Source organism: Streptomyces sp. NPDC025638 (assembly GCF_055558775.1).
Genome location: NZ_JBVHLX010000012.1, coordinates 297829 through 315009, shown reverse-complemented (window position 1 = coordinate 315009; position 17181 = coordinate 297829). Strand labels below are relative to the sequence as shown.

Annotated in this window: 11 protein-coding genes; 5 read left to right on the top strand and 6 right to left on the bottom strand. The window is 70.0% G+C overall.

From position 1 onward, the window contains the following. Window positions 1-20: 20 nt before the first annotated feature. Window positions 21-3920 (top strand): DNA-directed RNA polymerase subunit beta', encoded by a 3900-nt coding sequence (locus ACZ4EG_RS29925; protein ID WP_363293639.1) that lies wholly within the window; start codon window positions 21-23, stop codon window positions 3918-3920. Between the two features lie 76 nt (window positions 3921-3996). Here the strand turns inward: ACZ4EG_RS29925 and ACZ4EG_RS29920 are convergent, their stop codons facing one another. From ACZ4EG_RS29920 to ACZ4EG_RS29895, 6 genes are all read right to left on the bottom strand, one after another. Continuing rightward, on the bottom strand, window positions 3997-5241 hold the full coding sequence (locus tag ACZ4EG_RS29920) for a M48 family metalloprotease (RefSeq protein ID WP_467792775.1): 1245 nt from the start codon (window positions 5239-5241) through the stop codon (window positions 3997-3999). 42 nt (window positions 5242-5283) lie between these two features. Then, entirely contained in the window at window positions 5284-5817 is a 534-nt protein-coding gene (locus ACZ4EG_RS29915) for a Pycsar system effector family protein (RefSeq protein WP_467792774.1), read from the bottom strand. Then, complete coding sequence (locus ACZ4EG_RS29910) at window positions 5814-7019, bottom strand: PE-PGRS family protein (protein ID WP_467792773.1); 1206 nt, start codon at window positions 7017-7019, stop codon at window positions 5814-5816. The genes ACZ4EG_RS29915 and ACZ4EG_RS29910 overlap by 4 nt, the downstream gene beginning before the upstream one ends. A gap of 30 nt (window positions 7020-7049) precedes the next feature. Then, entirely contained in the window at window positions 7050-9164 is a 2115-nt protein-coding gene (locus tag ACZ4EG_RS29905) for a hypothetical protein (protein ID WP_467792772.1), read from the bottom strand. Then, window positions 9161-9982 carry a hypothetical protein gene (locus ACZ4EG_RS29900; RefSeq protein ID WP_467792771.1) on the bottom strand — a complete coding sequence of 274 codons (822 nt, stop codon included), beginning with the start codon at window positions 9980-9982 and terminating at the stop codon, window positions 9161-9163. Before ACZ4EG_RS29900 ends, ACZ4EG_RS29905 begins: the two co-directional genes overlap by 4 nt. A gap of 310 nt (window positions 9983-10292) precedes the next feature. Next, window positions 10293-10997 (bottom strand): Crp/Fnr family transcriptional regulator, encoded by a 705-nt coding sequence (locus ACZ4EG_RS29895; protein WP_467792770.1) that lies wholly within the window; start codon window positions 10995-10997, stop codon window positions 10293-10295. Window positions 10998-11378: 381 nt separating this feature from the next. Here ACZ4EG_RS29895 and rpsL point away from each other — a divergent pair, with 381 nt between their 5' ends. From rpsL to tuf, 4 genes are all read left to right on the top strand, one after another. Next, window positions 11379-11750 carry a 30S ribosomal protein S12 gene (rpsL, locus tag ACZ4EG_RS29890; RefSeq protein WP_003948652.1) on the top strand — a complete coding sequence of 124 codons (372 nt, stop codon included), beginning with the start codon at window positions 11379-11381 and terminating at the stop codon, window positions 11748-11750. A 2-nt stretch (window positions 11751-11752) separates the two neighbouring features. Beyond that, window positions 11753-12223, top strand: coding sequence for a 30S ribosomal protein S7 (gene rpsG / locus ACZ4EG_RS29885; protein WP_003992340.1), 471 nt, complete (start codon window positions 11753-11755; stop codon window positions 12221-12223). A 39-nt stretch (window positions 12224-12262) separates the two neighbouring features. After that, window positions 12263-14389: an elongation factor G gene (gene fusA, locus ACZ4EG_RS29880; RefSeq protein ID WP_390710239.1), complete on the top strand. Its 2127-nt coding sequence runs from the start codon at window positions 12263-12265 to the stop codon at window positions 14387-14389. Between the two features lie 155 nt (window positions 14390-14544). Then, complete coding sequence (tuf, locus tag ACZ4EG_RS29875) at window positions 14545-15738, top strand: elongation factor Tu (RefSeq protein WP_263211576.1); 1194 nt, start codon at window positions 14545-14547, stop codon at window positions 15736-15738. Window positions 15739-17181 lie beyond the last annotated feature (1443 nt).

Genomic DNA, 17181 nt, shown 5'->3' with positions numbered 1-17181 from the left:
CTGAGAGGGATTGACGCATAGTGCTCGACGTCAACTTCTTCGACGAGCTCCGGATCGGCCTGGCCACCGCGGACGACATCCGTCAGTGGAGCCACGGCGAGGTCAAGAAGCCCGAGACCATCAACTACCGCACCCTCAAGCCCGAAAAGGACGGACTCTTCTGCGAGAAGATCTTCGGTCCGACCCGGGACTGGGAGTGCTACTGCGGCAAGTACAAGCGCGTCCGCTTCAAGGGCATCATCTGCGAGCGCTGTGGCGTCGAGGTCACGCGTGCGAAGGTGCGCCGTGAGCGGATGGGCCACATCGAGCTGGCCGCGCCCGTCACGCACATCTGGTACTTCAAGGGCGTCCCGAGCCGGCTGGGCTACCTGCTCGACCTGGCTCCCAAGGACCTCGAGAAGGTCATCTACTTCGCGGCGTACATGATCACGTACGTCGACGAGGAGCGCCGCACCCGCGACCTGCCCTCCCTGGAGGCGCATGTCTCCGTGGAACGCCAGCAGGTCGAGAACCGCCGCGACGCCGACCTGGAGGCCCGCGCCAAGAAGCTCGAGGCCGACCTGGCCGAGCTGGAGGCCGAGGGTGCCAAGGCCGATGTGCGCCGCAAGGTGCGCGAGGGTGCCGAGCGCGAGATGAAGCAGCTGCGCGACCGTGCGCAGCGCGAGATCGACCGGCTCGACGAGGTGTGGACCCGGTTCAAGAACCTCAAGGTCCAGGACCTCGAGGGCGACGAGCTGCTCTACCGCGAGCTGCGTGACCGCTTCGGCACGTACTTCGACGGCTCGATGGGCGCCCAGGCCCTGCAGAAGCGCCTGGAGTCCTTCGACCTGGAGGAGGAGGCCGAGAAGCTCCGCGAGATCATCCGTACCGGCAAGGGCCAGAAGAAGACCCGTGCCCTCAAGCGGCTGAAGGTCGTCTCCGCGTTCCTGCAGACGTCCAACAGCCCCAAGGGCATGGTCCTCGACTGCGTGCCGGTCATCCCGCCGGACCTGCGTCCGATGGTGCAGCTGGACGGTGGCCGCTTCGCGACCTCCGACCTGAACGACCTGTACCGCCGTGTGATCAACCGCAACAACCGTCTGAAGAGGCTCCTGGACCTCGGTGCCCCGGAGATCATCGTCAACAACGAGAAGCGCATGCTTCAGGAGGCTGTTGACGCCCTCTTCGACAACGGTCGTCGCGGCCGCCCGGTGACGGGCCCCGGCAACCGCCCGCTGAAGTCCCTCAGCGACATGCTGAAGGGCAAGCAGGGCCGCTTCCGTCAGAACCTGCTCGGTAAGCGAGTCGACTACTCGGCGCGTTCCGTCATCGTCGTCGGCCCGCAGCTGAAGCTGCACCAGTGCGGTCTGCCCAAGGCCATGGCGCTGGAGCTCTTCAAGCCGTTCGTGATGAAGCGCCTGGTCGACCTGAACCACGCGCAGAACATCAAGAGCGCCAAGCGCATGGTGGAGCGCGGCCGCACCGTCGTGTACGACGTCCTCGAAGAGGTCATCGCCGAGCACCCGGTGCTGCTGAACCGTGCGCCCACCCTGCACCGCCTCGGCATCCAGGCCTTCGAGCCGCAGCTGGTCGAGGGCAAGGCCATCCAGATCCACCCGCTCGTCTGCACCGCGTTCAACGCGGACTTCGACGGTGACCAGATGGCCGTGCACCTGCCGCTGTCCGCGGAGGCGCAGGCCGAGGCCCGCATCCTGATGCTGTCCTCGAACAACATCCTCAAGCCGGCCGACGGCCGTCCGGTGACGATGCCGACCCAGGACATGGTCCTCGGTCTGTTCTTCCTCACCACCGACGGCGAGATGCGGAACGTGAAGGGCGAGGACCGCTCCTTCTCCTCCGTGGCCGAGGCGATCATGGCGTTCGACGCCGGCGAGCTCTCGCTGCAGTCGCGCGTGGACATCCGCTTCCCGGTGGGCACCATCCCGCCGCGCGGCTGGACCCCGCCGGCCCAGGAGGAGGGCGAGCCCGAGTGGCAGCAGGGTGACAGCTTCCGTCTGAAGACCACGCTCGGCCGTGCGCTCTTCAACGAGCTGCTGCCCGAGGACTACCCGTTCGTCGACTACGAGGTCGGCAAGAAGCAGCTCTCCGAGATCGTCAACGACCTCGCCGAGCGCTACCCGAAGGTCATCGTGGCGGCGACGCTCGACAACCTGAAGGCGGCCGGCTTCTTCTGGGCCACCCGTTCCGGCGTCACCGTCGCCATCTCCGACGTCGTCGTTCCCGAGGCGAAGAAGGAGATCGTCAAGGGCTACGAGGCGCAGGACGAGAAGGTCCAGAAGCAGTACGAGCGCGGTCTGATCACCAAGGACGAGCGCACGCAGGAGCTCATCGCGATCTGGACCAAGGCGACCAACGAGGTCGCCGAGGCGATGAACGACAACTTCCCGAAGACCAACCCGATCTTCATGATGGTGAACTCGGGTGCCCGAGGCAACATGATGCAGATGCGTCAGATTGCCGGTATGCGTGGTCTGGTGTCGAACGCCAAGAACGAGACGATCCCGCGTCCGATCAAGGCGTCCTTCCGTGAGGGCCTGTCCGTGCTGGAGTACTTCATCTCCACGCACGGTGCCCGTAAGGGTCTCGCGGACACCGCTCTGCGTACCGCCGACTCGGGTTACCTCACCCGTCGTCTGGTCGACGTCTCCCAGGACGTCATCATCCGCGAGGAGGACTGCGGCACCGACCGTGGCCTCAAGCTCCACATCGCGGAGGTCGACGCGGCCGGCGTGCTGCGCAAGGCGGAGAACGTCGAGACGTCCGTGTACGCGCGCTGCCTCGCCGAGGACATCGTGGTCGACGGTCAGGTCCTGGCCCCGGCCGGCACCGACCTCGGTGACGTCCTCATCGAGGAACTGGTGGCCCGTGGCGTCTCCGAGGTCAAGACCCGCTCGGTCCTGACCTGTGAGTCCGCCGTCGGCACCTGCGCCATGTGCTACGGCCGCTCGCTGGCCACCGGCAAGCTGGTCGACATCGGTGAGGCGGTCGGCATCATCGCCGCCCAGTCCATCGGTGAGCCCGGTACCCAGCTGACGATGCGTACCTTCCACACCGGTGGTGTGGCCGGTGACGACATCACCCAGGGTCTGCCGCGTGTCGTCGAGCTCTTCGAGGCCCGTACCCCGAAGGGTGTCGCCCCGATCTCCGAGGCCTCCGGCCGCGTGCGGATCGAGGAGACCGAGAAGACCAAGAAGATCGTCATCACGCCGGACGACGGCAGCGACGAGACGGCCTACCCGATCTCGAAGCGCGCCCGACTCCTGGTCAGCGAGGGCGAGCACGTCGAGGTGGGCCAGAAGCTCACCGTGGGTGCCACCAACCCGCACGACGTGCTGCGCATTCTGGGCCAGCGTGCCGTCCAGGTCCACCTGGTCGGCGAGGTCCAGAAGGTGTACAACTCGCAGGGTGTGTCGATCCACGACAAGCACATCGAGATCATCATCCGGCAGATGCTGCGCCGCGTGACGATCATCGAGTCGGGCGACGCCGAGCTGCTGCCCGGCGAGCTGGTCGAGCGCTCGAAGTTCGAGACCGAGAACCGTCGTGTGGTCCAGGAGGGCGGTCACCCGGCCTCCGGTCGTCCGCAGCTCATGGGTATCACCAAGGCCTCGCTGGCGACCGAGTCCTGGCTGTCGGCGGCGTCCTTCCAGGAGACGACCAGGGTCCTCACGGACGCGGCGATCAACGCCAAGTCCGACTCCCTGATCGGCCTCAAGGAGAACGTCATCATCGGTAAGCTCATCCCGGCCGGTACGGGTCTGTCCCGCTACCGCAACATCCGGGTCGAGCCGACCGAGGAGGCCAAGGCCGCGATGTACTCGGCCGTCGGCTACGACGACATCGACTACTCGCCGTTCGGCACCGGCTCCGGCCAGGCCGTTCCGCTGGAGGACTACGACTACGGTCCGTACAACCAGTAAGGCGCGAGCGTCCGCTCGAAGGAGGGCGGTCACCCCACGGGGTGGCCGCCCTCCGGCGTTTCCGAGCGGACCGCGCTCACAGTCCGGTGCGCAGATACGGCTCCAGACGGGCCAGCCGGGTGGCGTGGTCGGGGTGGGTGGACAGCAGACGGGCCAGCGGGCCCGGCCGCTCCAGACGCTGCCCGGCGGCCGCGGCGCGGATGGCCTCCGCCTGCTCCTCGGCCTCCAGACGGTGCAGCACCTCGGTCATCTGCCGGGCGAAGCCGAGGGCGGCCGCCTGCTGGTCGGCCCGTAGCTCGCCCTGGCGCCCCGCGAAGGCGAGCAGATACGGCGCGAGGACCAGCGGAATGGTCACGAACCACGCGCTGATCACCGCGAAGACGACGAACATCCCCATGAACAGCACCAGCAGCCCGGTCGCCACCACGGAGAACCGGCTGGCCACCAGCACGGTGACACTGGCCAGGAACTTGGTGACGGCCCAGGCGATCCGGCCGGGCAGCGAGTACCAGTAGCCGAGCAGCCCCGCCCAGGAGTGACCGCCGGTGTGATGGCCCAGCTCATGGGCGAGTACGGCGGCGAGGTTGCCGCTCGGGATCTCGTTCAGCGCGTACGTCGTGACGCTCACGACATGCCCGGCGACCGCGGACGCGTTCAGCTCGTCGCTGTTCTCGACCATCAGCGCGTACGTGTGCGCCTCTATGCCCGCGCGGGCGATGACCTCGCGCCACACGGGCTCCAGCCGGGACCGCTCCAGGGCCGTCGGCGCGCGGAGCTTCAACACCCTGCGGGCGAAGAGGAGTTCGGCGGGCCGGTGGAACACGAGCCCGCCGCTGGCCAGCCAGACGAGAACCGCGAGCCACCCGCCCACCGTCCCGCCGAACGCCGTCCCGACGGCGGCGACCACGGCACCGCTCACCAGCGCCCCCGGCAGATGCACGACGAGCCGCCCCACGGCGGTGGCGTCGGCACCGCGCTGATGGGCGGCGACATGGACGCGGGAGCCGAGGTGACGGTAGTCGAGATCGTCCGGGGCGGCGGCCTGCGACGCCTGAGAGGGGGCCGGGTGGGGCGGAGCGGTGGGCTGGAACTGCGACGGCGGGGGCGTCATCGGGTACTGCTGGGCGGGGCCTGTCGGGTACTGCGGTGCCGGAGCGGTCGGGTACTGCGGTGGGTACTGCGGAGCGCCGGAGCCCGTCGGGTACTGCGGGGCGGCGCCCGGATACGTGGGCGGTGCCGTCGGGTACGTAGGGGCGGGCGGAGTGGTCGGGTACTGGGGTTCCGGAGGCGGGTAAGGACCGTGGTCGGGTGTTTCGGACATGGGGACGTTTCCTTCGGGTGCCGTGTTTCGTGTGAGCGGGCGTCAGCCGACCAGCAGGGCGGTGGGGAGCAGGACCGTGCCGGCGCAGAAGGCGATCAGGCCGGCACGGATCCACTGGTGCTTGCGGGCGGCGATGCGGCTGGTCTCGGTGAGGGCCGCGGTGAGCCCGGCGACGGGGTCGCGTTCGGTGTCGGCGAGCGCATCGGCCAGCCGGCCCGCGCGTACGGCCTGTTGGACGTCGCCGAAGTAGCAGAGGGGCTGGCCCGGGGTCCACACACCGGTGCGGTACCGGGGCAGTACGGCGAGCAGCAACGCCAGCAGCGACAGGGCGAGGGCGAGAGCGCCGGCCCACCACAGCAGGGTCCCCGCGGCCGACAGCACCCCCGGCGCCCACTTCCGCCCGGCCATCAGCCCGCTGAACGCCCCGGCCGTCAGCCCCAACGCCGCGACCAGCACGGCCGCCTTGCTGTCGGCCCGCGCGATCTCCCCGCGCATCTCGACGAGGAGCCGCTCGGCGGTGCCGGGACCGGGGGAGCCGACGGGCGCCGGGCGGGGTGTGGTCCCGGGCGTCGTCACGACGCCTCCGGTTCCGGACCGGGCCGGGGCGGGGTGTACGGCGCGGGCATCGGCGGGGTGACGGGCGCGGGCCCCTCCTGGACCGCGTACCCGGGGGAGGGACCGTCGGCGGGCGCGTACGGCGCGGCCGGGTCGCCGTGCTGGGGCGGGTAGGCCGCCGGTGCCGGAGCCTGCCCCTGCGGCATCTGCCCCATCTGCCCCGGATATGCCGGCGCCTGCGGAGCCGCGGGCAGGGCCCCCGCCGCCCCCGTACCCGCCCCGCGCATACGGATGATCGCGTCTATCTCCTGGCGGACCTGCTTGAGGGACTCCGCCTTCTGGTAGTCCTCCAGGTCGTCGCTGCCGAGCTGCTCCAACTGGGCCTTGATGAGGGTCAGTTGGTCCTGGTGGATGTTGTCGATGACCAGCCGTGTGTCCTCGGGGTGGGCGGCCAGGTGGACGGCCCACGCGCCGACCCCGCCGTACTGGAGGTGGTACTGATAGAAGTTGATCTTCTCGGCGACCAGCTGCTGATGCTGCCGCTGCTGCAGCGCCTCCAGCTCGTACTGCTGCCGCGCCTGCCGCAGCCGGAACTCGTGCTCCGGGTCGAGCATCTCGGACTCGTAGCGCAGCGTCCGCTTCCGCTGCCGATGGGCGATCGCCTCGTCGTCGAGCCGCAGCCGCACCATGCAGGTGACCTCCAGCCCGATGCCCGCCGCGAAGGCTCCGCTCTCGACGGCCTGTTGGACCTCGACCTCCGCCGACGGGCTCTCCTCGATCGGGAAGCGCCGGCTGACCGGGCGGGCCAGCTGCTGCAGTTCGCGGGTCAGCCGGGTCGGCACATCGCGCTCACCGCTGCGTACATACGCCTCCGGATCCCGCACCCGCCAGGTCAGGTCCGCCGTCGCGCCGAAGGCGAACGCGTCGTCGTCACTCGGCAACTCCAGCTCCAGCCGGACCGAGTGGCTGCCCATGTCCACCTCGTACACCGAGGTGTAGCGACGCGTCGCCGCGTCCGTACGGCTGGGCCGGAGCGGCGGGACGTACACGTCGTACGCGCCGCCCGCCGTGGCGAAGACCAGCGCGTGGTCGATCGCGCCGACCACCCGGCGCGCGGTGTAGTCGAACCGCGAGATCGGCCGCACCGTGAGTACCGGGTCGATCAACGTGCTGTGCCGGTCGGCCTGTTGCTGCCACTCCGGCTGACGGCGGAAGTCCGCCATGGGACAACTCCTCGGGTGTTGCGGGGTCGGTCAGGAAAGAGTCGAAGCGGCGGGCCGGAGCACGTCCAGCAGCCGGTCGGCGACGGGCGGCCGCGGTCCCCCGTCCTCCGCGCGCATGGTGCGCAGTTCGTGGTCGAGCCGGTCACGGTCGGCGGCCTCGACGACCAGCGCGGGCAGCAGCAGCTCCAGGGCCTGGGCCGCGTCCGCCCGGCGCTGGGCGACATGCACCCAGGTGCGCAGCGCGCCCAGCGCCTGCCGGGTGTGGGCCCGGTCGCCCAGGGCGGTGCGCCACAGGGTCGCCAGGTCGCGGGCCGAGTCGGGCTCGTACATGCCGGTGTCGGCGTACCACTCGACGAGCGCGCCCTCCTCGGCGTTGTCGCAGGCGCGTACGAAGGCGTTCAGAGCGAGGCCGCGGACCGCCGGGGTGTCGTGGTACAGCAGCCGTACGAACTCGGAGAGCACCTCGCCGGGGCGCCGCCCCGAGGACAGCAGGAGGGCCGCCGACTCGATCAGGCTCTCCGCCTCCGCGTCGCTGCTGACGTCCGCCCGCGCCCGGCCCGCCAGCGCGGCCAGGGCCGGGCCCGCCAGCTCGGGGCGGAGCGGCGCGAGCAGGCCGAAGGCCCGGATCGCCGTCCAGCGGCGGGCCCAGTGCGGGTCCGTGCACCACTGGGTGAGCAGCCGCGGTACGGCGGGCGCGTCGAGGAGCTGGGCCAGGGTGAGCGCGTTGGCGGCCGTCACCCGCGGGCCGAAGGCCTTCGAGTCGGCCCAGCCGTCGATGAGCAGCGCGATCGCCGAGGGCAGATCGGCGGCGGCCAGCAGCGCGGCGGCCGCGGCGGTCCGGGTGCGCACCACCGGCCGCCCGTCCCGGGCCAGTTCACGCAGCCACGCCACCAGCGCGGGCCGGGCGGAGGGGTGCCCCGTCCAGACCTCGGTGAGCAGCACACGCGCGGTGCGCTCCTCCCGGAACCCCGCCATGAACTGCGGTACGGCACCCCAGTCGGTCTGCTCGTCCCGCAGCTCCCCTTCGGCGTGCGCCCGCTCCAGCCGGTCCGCGGCCGAGGGGCCGAACACCGGGATCTCGGGCGGCAGTTCGGGATGCTGGAGCTTCTGGAAGTGCACGAAGAGGCGGTCCGCGAGCTCGGCGGCGAGCACGTACGGGGCCTGGTCGAAGACCGCGAGCGAGATCAGGAAGGCCTTCTCGCGCAGCTCCGTCTCCGGCGCGCCGAGCCAGCCGCGGCACTGCTTCTCCACCGCGGTCTGCCCGAAGTCCGCGAGCCGGGCGCCCGCCTCGTCACTGCCGTCGTACGCGGCCAGCTCCCGCGCGAACTCGGCGGCCTCGGCGGGGCGCCGCCCGCGCGCGAGGAACTCCCGAACCGGCGCGAGCGCCAACAGCCGCGCCGTCTCGCCCCGCCGGCGTACGGCCAGATGTGCCCGTACGACGTCCTCGGCTGCCGGCGGCTGCCAGGGCGTCGGGGTGACGCCCTGGAGGAACGGTGAGTTCTCGACCGTGATCACCAGGTGGCCGTCGGTCTTCTTGAGCTGGTCCACGGCCGCGTAGAGATGGGTGTCGCGCAGCGGCCGGTTGCGGGTCAGCGGCAGGTCGCGCAGTACATGGCCGCCCGGCCGGGTGAGCTGCGCGGGCAGGGTCGCGGGGGTCGTCTCGGCGGGCAGGGCGTGGACGGCGGGCACGCCGAGGCGGTGCAGCAGCATCAGAGCGGCGGCATAGCGGCCGGCGGCGTGCGGGCCGGACAGGACGACGATCCGCTCCTGTTGCAGCCGGCGCAGGGCGGCCTCGAAGGCGGGGCCCTCGGCGAAGACCGCGTCCAGGGCGTCGAGCTCGGCCCGCGGGACCTCTCCGGAGGCGTACGAGGCGGCCGTCGGACCATGGTGGTGGATCTCGGTCTTGCCGCCCATGAAGACGTCCCCGGTGACCTGCCCGCCGGACACCCCGTGCTGGGCCCCGCCGACCAGGCTGCCCCCGAAGGAGGCTGCCGAGCCGAGGATGAAGCCCGGGGTGTGGGCGAACAGCTCACGCTGGGCGGCGCGGGCCTCCTGGGCGCTCTCGGCCTCTTCCCCGGGTCTGTCGCCGTCGGGCTCCCGCACGGCCTCCGTCTCCGGCGGCCGCTGCTCGGGCGGAACCGTCACGCCGCGTCACCCCCGGTCCCGCCGAGGTGCACATCTCCGGTGACCTGCCCGCCGGAGACTCCGTGCTGGTCACCGCCGACCAGGCTGCCGCCGAAGCTGGGCGCGCCTCCGTTGAAGTTGAAGACGACGCCCCCCGTGGGGGGAGTGGAGGGCGATGTCCGCCCCGGTGCCGGGCCGTCCCCCGAAGTACCCGGCACCGGGGCTCCCCCCGCCCCCGTTTCACTGTGGTTCCGTGGCCCGGCCGCCCCCTCGGGCACCGGGCCGTGCAGCCACGCCTTCAGCGGGCCGTTCTTGCTGTCCACGGTCACCTCGTGGAAGTCCGCCGCCGGGACCCCCGTGTGGTCGTGCCGCACGATGCCGGTGTAGACCCCGTCCGACACGCACAGCGCGAAGTCGTCCCGTCGCTCGCGCAGCGCGGCACGCAGCAGACCGGCGTCCAGCAGGCGACAGGCGTGGTTGAGATCGGAGCCGACCCAGCCGTGCTCGTCGATGGCGACGTACCCCGAGGCGACGACCCCGCGCAGCCGGATCTGCGCCGAGCTGGACGCCATGCGGTTGACCGCCCGCAGCTGGGCCGGGACCGAGGTGAGCAGGGCCCGCAGCAGGGCCGGCACGGAGGAGTTGGCGTCGATCAGCTCCATCACGGAGTCCCCGCGGTCGGCCCGCAGGCGCAGCGTCTCGTCGATCCCGGCGCTCTCCAGGGCGCGGTCGGTGACGTCGTACAGCATCCGCCGTAAGTAGGCCTGCTCGACGTCGTCCCGGTCGCTGTAGCGCTCGATGTCGAGCAGCAGGATGGTCCGGCTCACGGGATCGGTCATGATCGCCTTTCGGGAAGAGGGCTGGCGCTGTCGCCCGGCGAGACGAGAAGAGTGGCGCGTGGGGCGGCCCCGGGGAGAGGGCGGATGACGCACTCGAACTGTGACCGTGTGCACAGAACGCGCTTGCTGCCCCGTAGTCCGCTCACGGTGCCTTCGCGTCGGCCGCCCTGGGCCTTCGCGTCGGCCGTCCCGGGCCTCCGGGGCAGCCGCCCTGGGCCTCCGCGTCGGCCGTCCCGGGCCTTCGCGTCAGCCGTTCCGGCCTTCGCGTCGGCCGCCCTGGGCTTCCGCGTCGGCCGTCCCGGCCCCCGCGTCACCCGTCCCGCGCGATCCGCCGCAGCACGTCCATCCGTACGATCCGCAGCGTCCGCCGGCCGGTGACCACCACCCCGCGGTCCCGCAGTTCCTTCAGCAGGCGCTGGACCATCTCCCGCGACGCCCCGACCGACCCGGCCAGCTCCTGCTTGCTGAGCGGGACGAGGAGTTCGACGCCGGCCTCGGTGTAGCGGGCGTTCGTACGGGCCAGTTCCAGCAGGAGGGCGGCCAGGCGTTCCCGTACGTTCATGGACGCGAACTCCAGGCGGCGCTGGTCGGCCGCGCGCATCCGGTCGGAGGTGAGGCCGAGGAGGGCGTAGGAGACGTCGGGGGAGTGCCCGAGGAAGTCGGTGAAGCGGTCCCGTTCGACGGCGACCGCGCGGACCGGCTCCAGGGCGGTCACGGTGGCCGAGCGCGGGCGTCCGGTGAGCGCGGCCGACTCGCCGACGATGTCGCCGGGGCCGCGCAGGGCGAGCAGCGCCTCGTAGCCGTTGACGGCGGCCGCGGTGACCTTGGTCCAGCCGTGGATGACGAAGAGGACGTACGAGGAGGGCTCGTGCTGGTGGAGCAGCACGTCCCGGGGGCGGAAGCCGAGCTCGCGGCCCAGGTCGAGCAGCGCCTCGCGGTCGCCCTTCTCCAGGCGCGCGAGGAAGGGCACCCGGTCGTCGAGACCGGTCCCGTCGGGTAAGTCGGCCGCCGTCATGTGTTCCCCCGTCCCCCACGATCGGTACAGCAGCCGTTCAACGTACTGAACAAGCCGTTGGCATGGGCACGGAACCGGCGACAACCCCGCGACATTCACTCCGGGCCCACGATTGCAAGGGTGACAAACCCGGCGTGTCGGGGCGCACTCCATTTGTTTTGACCGAAGTCCGTGAGGTAGGTACGCTCAGACCTTGTGCCTGGGGTGTGCCCTGGCTCTCGTGCGTGCCTTCAACCGCGTGGCGAGCCGACACCGGCCACCGTAATCTGCGCCCTTTTTCGCCTGGCGGCAAAGGTCCGCGGGATTCGACACACCCGACCGCGTGGGTCGGCGACGTTCCAGGTTAGCTGTACCTATCGGCACACAGAAACCGGAGAAGTAGTGCCTACGATCCAGCAGCTGGTCCGCAAGGGCCGGCAGGACAAGGTCGAGAAGAACAAGACGCCCGCACTTGAGGGTTCCCCTCAGCGTCGTGGCGTCTGCACGCGTGTGTTCACGACCACCCCGAAGAAGCCGAACTCGGCCCTGCGTAAGGTCGCGCGTGTGCGTCTGACCAGCGGGATCGAGGTCACCGCTTACATTCCGGGTGAGGGACACAACCTGCAGGAGCACTCCATCGTGCTCGTGCGCGGCGGCCGTGTGAAGGACCTGCCGGGTGTTCGCTACAAGATCATCCGCGGTTCGCTCGACACCCAGGGTGTCAAGAACCGCAAGCAGGCCCGCAGCCGCTACGGCGCCAAGAAGGAGAAGTAAGAATGCCTCGTAAGGGCCCCGCCCCGAAGCGCCCGGTCATCATCGACCCGGTCTACGGTTCTCCTCTGGTGACCTCCCTGATCAACAAGGTGCTGCTGAACGGCAAGCGCTCCACCGCCGAGCGCATCGTCTACGGCGCCATGGAGGGTCTGCGTGAGAAGACGGGCAACGACCCGATCATCACGCTGAAGCGCGCGCTGGAGAACATCAAGCCGACCCTTGAGGTCAAGTCCCGCCGCGTCGGTGGTGCGACGTACCAGGTTCCGATCGAGGTCAAGCCCGGTCGCGCCAACACCCTTGCGCTGCGCTGGCTCGTCGGCTACTCCCGCGCCCGTCGCGAGAAGACCATGACCGAGCGTCTGCTCAACGAGCTTCTCGACGCTTCGAACGGCCTCGGTGCGGCCGTCAAGAAGCGCGAGGACACGCACAAGATGGCCGAGTCCAACAAGGCCTTCGCGCACTACCGCTGGTAGTCGCTACCCACATCGAGACCGAGAGAAGACTGAAGCCTTATGGCTACCACTTCACTTGACCTGGCCAAGGTCCGCAACATTGGGATCATGGCCCACATCGACGCGGGCAAGACGACCACCACCGAGCGGATCCTGTTCTACACCGGCGTTTCGTACAAGATCGGTGAGGTCCACGACGGCGCTGCCACCATGGACTGGATGGAGCAGGAGCAGGAGCGTGGTATCACGATCACCTCTGCTGCCACCACCTGCCACTGGCCGCTGGAAGACGTCGACCACACCATCAACATCATCGACACGCCGGGCCACGTCGACTTCACCGTCGAGGTGGAGCGTTCCCTGCGCGTGCTCGACGGTGCCGTGACGGTGTTCGACGGCGTCGCCGGTGTTGAGCCCCAGTCCGAGACGGTGTGGCGTCAGGCGGACCGTTACGGCGTTCCGCGCATCTGCTTCGTCAACAAGCTCGACCGGACCGGTGCCGAGTTCCACCGCTGCGTCGACATGATCAGCGACCGCCTGGGTGCCCAGCCGATCGTCATGCAGCTCCCGATCGGTGCCGAGGCCGACTTCAAGGGTGTCGTCGACCTCGTGACGATGAAGGCCCTGGTCTGGTCCGCCGAGGCCACCAAGGGCGAGATGTACGACGTCGTCGACATCCCGGACACGCACACCGAGGCTGCCGAGGAGTACCGCGGCAAGCTGCTCGAGGCCGTGGCCGAGAACGACGAAGAGATCATGGAGCTGTACCTGGAGGGCACCGAGCCCTCCGTGGAGCAGCTGTACGCCGCGATCCGTCGCATCACCATCGCGTCCGGCAAGTCCAAGGACACCACGGTCACCCCGGTGTTCTGCGGCACGGCGTTCAAGAACAAGGGCGTCCAGCCCCTGCTCGACGCGGTCGTGCGCTACCTCCCCTCCCCCCTGGACGTCGAGGCCATCGAGGGCCACGACGTCAAGGACCCGGAGACGGTCGTCAAGCGCAAGCCGTCCGAGGACGAGCCGCTGTCGGCGCTGGCGTTCAAGATCATGAGCGACCCGCACCTCGGCAAGCTCACCTTCGTCCGGGTCTACTCGGGCCGCCTGGAGTCCGGCACCTCGGTGCTGAACTCCGTCAAGGGCAAGAAGGAGCGCATCGGCAAGATCTACCGCATGCACGCGAACAAGCGTGAGGAGATCGACTCGGTGGGCGCCGGCGACATCATCGCCGTCATGGGTCTGAAGCAGACCACGACCGGTGAGACGCTGTGCGACGACAAGGCCCCGGTCATCCTGGAGTCCATGGACTTCCCGGCGCCGGTCATCCAGGTCGCCATCGAGCCCAAGTCGAAGGGCGACCAGGAGAAGCTGGGCGTCGCGATCCAGCGCCTGGCCGAGGAGGACCCGTCCTTCCAGGTCCACTCGGACGAGGAGACCGGCCAGACCATCATCGGTGGTATGGGCGAGCTGCACCTCGAGGTGCTGGTCGACCGTATGCGCCGTGAGTTCAAGGTCGAGGCCAACGTCGGCAAGCCGCAGGTCGCGTACCGCGAGACGATCCGCAAGGCCGTCGAGCGCGTGGACTACACCCACAAGAAGCAGACCGGTGGTACCGGTCAGTTCGCCAAGGTGCAGATCGCGATCGAGCCCATCGAGGGCGGCGACGCCTCGTACGAGTTCGTGAACAAGGTGACCGGTGGCCGTATCCCGAAGGAGTACATCCCTTCGGTGGACGCCGGTGCTCAGGAGGCCATGCAGTTCGGCATCCTCGCGGGCTACGAGATGACCGGCGTGCGCGTCATCCTGATCGACGGTGGCTACCACGAGGTCGACTCCTCCGAGCTCGCCTTCAAGATCGCCGGTTCGCAGGCCTTCAAGGAGGCCGCGCGCAAGGCCAGCCCCGTGCTGCTCGAGCCGATGATGGCCGTCGAGGTCACCACGCCCGAGGACTACATGGGTGAGGTCATCGGCGACATCAACTCCCGCCGTGGTCAGATCCAGGCCATGGAGGAGCGGGCCGGTGCCCGCGTCGTGAAGGGCCTCGTGCCCCTGTCGGAGATGTTCGGCTACGTCGGCGACCTCCGCAGCAAGACGTCGGGTCGCGCAAGCTACTCGATGCAGTTCGACTCCTACGCCGAGGTTCCGCGGAACGTCGCCGAGGAGATCATCGCGAAGGCCAAGGGCGAGTAACGCACCGCGTTCACACGCTTTAGGCTTGACTCCGGAGCCTCAAGGGGCATTCGGCCACATTCCTGGACGAATGCCCCGGGTTCCGGGCTTTCCAGCAAAGATCACCTGGCGCCGATGAAGTAAGGCGTACAGAACCACTCCACAGGAGGACCCCAGTGGCGAAGGCGAAGTTCGAGCGGACTAAGCCGCACGTCAACATCGGCACCATCGGTCACATCGACCACGGTAAGACGACCCTCACGGCCGCCATTACCAAGGTGCTGCACGACGCGTACCCGGACCTGAACGAGGCCACCCCGTTCGACAACATCGACAAGGCGCCCGAAGAGCGTCAGCGCGGTATCACCATCTCCATCGCGCACGTCGAGTACCAGACCGAGGCGCGTCACTACGCCCACGTCGACTGCCCGGGTCACGCGGACTACATCAAGAACATGATCACCGGTGCCGCGCAGATGGACGGCGCGATCCTCGTGGTCGCCGCCACCGACGGCCCGATGCCGCAGACCAAGGAGCACGTGCTCCTGGCCCGCCAGGTCGGCGTTCCGTACATCGTCGTCGCCCTGAACAAGGCCGACATGGTGGACGACGAGGAGATCATGGAGCTCGTCGAGCTCGAGGTCCGTGAGCTCCTCTCCGAGTACGAGTTCCCGGGCGACGACCTGCCGGTCGTGCGTGTCTCCGCGCTGAAGGCCCTTGAGGGCGACGCGCAGTGGACCCAGTCGGTCCTCGACCTCATGAACGCCGTCGACACCTCCATCCCGGAGCCCGAGCGTGACGTCGACAAGCCGTTCCTGATGCCCATCGAGGACGTCTTCACGATCACCGGTCGCGGTACGGTCGTCACCGGCCGTATCGAGCGTGGTGTCCTCAAGGTCAACGAGACCGTCGACATCATCGGCATCAAGACCGAGAAGACCACCACCACGGTCACCGGCATCGAGATGTTCCGCAAGCTGCTCGACGAGGGCCAGGCGGGCGAGAACGTCGGCCTCCTCCTCCGCGGCATCAAGCGCGAGGACGTCGAGCGCGGCCAGGTCATCATCAAGCCGGGCTCGGTCACCCCGCACACCGAGTTCGAGGCGCAGGCCTACATCCTCTCCAAGGACGAGGGTGGCCGCCACACGCCGTTCTTCAACAACTACCGTCCGCAGTTCTACTTCCGTACGACGGACGTGACCGGCGTCGTGACCCTCCCCGAGGGCACCGAGATGGTCATGCCGGGTGACAACACCGAGATGACGGTGGAGCTCATCCAGCCCGTCGCCATGGAAGAGGGCCTGAAGTTCGCCATCCGTGAGGGTGGCCGCACGGTGGGCGCCGGCCAGGTCACCAAGATCAACAAGTGATCTTGAACTGACCCGGCCAGGTCTCTGGCCTGGTAGCTGTCGAAGAGGCCCGTACGACTCCGGTCGTACGGGCCTCTTTGCGTTGTGCGGGTGGCTGCGGCGGGCGGGGCGGCGCTGGAGTGCACGCGACTTCGAAGGTTGCCGTGGGGCCGCCCGCTTCTTTGTCAGTGTCGTGCTTCCACGCCCCGAGTAAAGGGCGCTCCCTTCGGTCGCGTCGCCTTCGGCGATGCCCCTGCGGGGCACCCTTGACTAGGGGCGTTCCAGCACGGGTTGGAAGCGAGCGGGCGGCCGGGGGGGGAAGTGGCCGGCTTGGGTGCGTCGGGCCCTTGGGTGGGCTGCGTTTGCGTCCGGGGTGACGGGGGGCGCGGTCGCGCCTCGCCAGCACGCCGGGCGGGCTTAGCGACTTGCGGGTGGTGGGGGGTGGGGCGCGGGGGCTGGGTGGCGGGACGCCGGGGCAGGCTTGGCGGCCCGCCGCCGATGGGCAGTGGGGCGCGCATCGGCTGGGTGGCGGCACGCCGGGTGGGCTTAGCGGCCTACCGCCGGTGGGTGACGAGGCGCGGAAGGCGAGTGGCGGGACGCCGGGTCGGCAAAGCGGCCTGCGGGCTGTGGGCGGTGGAGCGCGGAGAGGTGGGTGGCGGGACGCCGGGTCGGCACAGCGGCCTGCGGTCTGCGGGTGGTGGGTTGGCAGCGGGGCCGGGGCGGGATGCGGATGGGGCCCGGCGGGCTGGCGGACTGCGGTCGGGGGCGGGGAGACGTGCGACGCAGGGTGGGGCACGCCTGTGGCCCATGCCGGGGCTCCCGCTGGCCCATCCTTTCCAATCACCCACCCTGCGTGACTGGTGGGGCCAATGTGACCAGCGAGGCACTGCCTCCCGTCATCCAGCGGGTGATTGGAAGATCTGCGCCACTCCAGACCCTCACCACCAGCCCGTCCTCACCCAGTCACTGACCCAAAACGACCAACCACCGCCCCGAGCCCCCTCCGCGCCTTCGCCTCAAGGCTCCGCCCCCCCGCGACCGACCCCAAGCCGCCGAACCCGGCGGGCCTGCCACCACCCGGCCCAGGCGCACCCCGCCCCCACCGGCCGCAAGCCGCTGTGCCGACCCGGCGTCCCGCCACCCACCTCCCCGCGCCCCACCGCCCACCGGCGACTTGCCGCTGAGCTGACCCGGCGTGCCGCCATCTGCCTCCCCGCGCCCCACCGCCCACCGGCCGCAGGTCGCTATGCGGCGCCCCACCCACCGGCCGCTCGCCGCCAAGCCCACCCGGCGTCCCGCCACCCAGCCCCGCGCCCCACCGCCCACCGGCCGCTCGCCGCCAAGCCCGCCCGGCGTCCCGCCACCCAGCCCCGCGCCCCACCGCCCACCGCCCACCGGCCGCAGGCCGCTATGCCGACCCGGCGTGCCACCACCCAGCCGCGGCGCCCCACCCACCGGCCGCTC

Excerpts from the sequence above, each read along its gene's own strand:
- ACZ4EG_RS29920 (WP_467792775.1), bottom strand. The coding sequence starts at position 5,241 with ATGTCCGAAACACCCGACCACGGTCCTTACCCGCCTCCGGAACCCCAG.
- ACZ4EG_RS29910 (WP_467792773.1), bottom strand. The coding sequence starts at position 7,019 with ATGGCGGACTTCCGCCGTCAGCCGGAGTGGCAGCAACAGGCCGACCGG.
- ACZ4EG_RS29900 (WP_467792771.1), bottom strand. The coding sequence starts at position 9,982 with ATGACCGATCCCGTGAGCCGGACCATCCTGCTGCTCGACATCGAGCGC.
- ACZ4EG_RS29895 (WP_467792770.1), bottom strand. The coding sequence starts at position 10,997 with ATGACGGCGGCCGACTTACCCGACGGGACCGGTCTCGACGACCGGGTG.
- rpsG (WP_003992340.1), top strand. The coding sequence starts at position 11,753 with ATGCCTCGTAAGGGCCCCGCCCCGAAGCGCCCGGTCATCATCGACCCG.
- fusA (WP_390710239.1), top strand. The coding sequence starts at position 12,263 with ATGGCTACCACTTCACTTGACCTGGCCAAGGTCCGCAACATTGGGATC.